This is a genomic window from Teichococcus aestuarii (assembly GCF_042651065.1).
GTDB lineage: Bacteria > Pseudomonadota > Alphaproteobacteria > Acetobacterales > Acetobacteraceae > Pseudoroseomonas > Pseudoroseomonas aestuarii.
Window position 1 is genome coordinate 1 of record NZ_JBHSCH010000185.1, and the last position, 574, is coordinate 574.

A 574-nucleotide genomic window follows, 5' to 3' on the forward strand; every position below is an offset into this window, starting at 1 on the left:
TTTATTATTTATTTTTTTGTGTTGGCACGCTCACACGCATCATCAAAGATGATGCTTTTAACAAGTCTATTCATGATTACAAGGCGCAAAAATTTTTTCTTAGTGGCTTGAAAGCCAGTCGAAAAATTTTATAGCTTTTATCCTTGTAATCAATCATAACGACTTGTTTCAGTGGCTTTGCAACACAGCAAAAATAAATAAAATAATAAAAAAATGGAGGTATTTTTTAATGGAAAAAGTAAACAATACGACAGATTTTATCATGAATTATCTATTAATTTGCGAAAATATAAAGGACTATAGAACAAGAGAATTTGAAGAAAAATTTGAAATAAACGAAGAAATTTTTGATAAAAATTTAAGAACTCCGTTAGCTTATACTACATTAGGTGATGAAGAAAAAATTGAAGTTGAAGTGATTTTAGACCTTGAACAATTACAAATGATTCAAGAAGTAAGTTTTAAATATAAAATAAATGGTTCTGTTGCAAAGTAAAAAAATATAGCTAACCACTAATTTATCATGTCAGTGTTCGCTTAACTTGCTAGCATGATGCTAATTTCGTGGCATGGC

Annotated in this window: 1 protein-coding gene; it reads left to right on the forward strand. The window is 28.2% G+C overall.

Going from position 1 to position 574, the window contains the following annotated elements; genetic code table 11:
* Positions 1–163: 163 nt before the first annotated feature.
* Positions 164–496, forward strand: a complete 333-nt coding sequence (locus ACFOY6_RS24280; RefSeq protein ID WP_379652481.1) for a hypothetical protein — start codon at positions 164–166, stop codon at positions 494–496.
* Positions 497–574 lie beyond the last annotated feature (78 nt).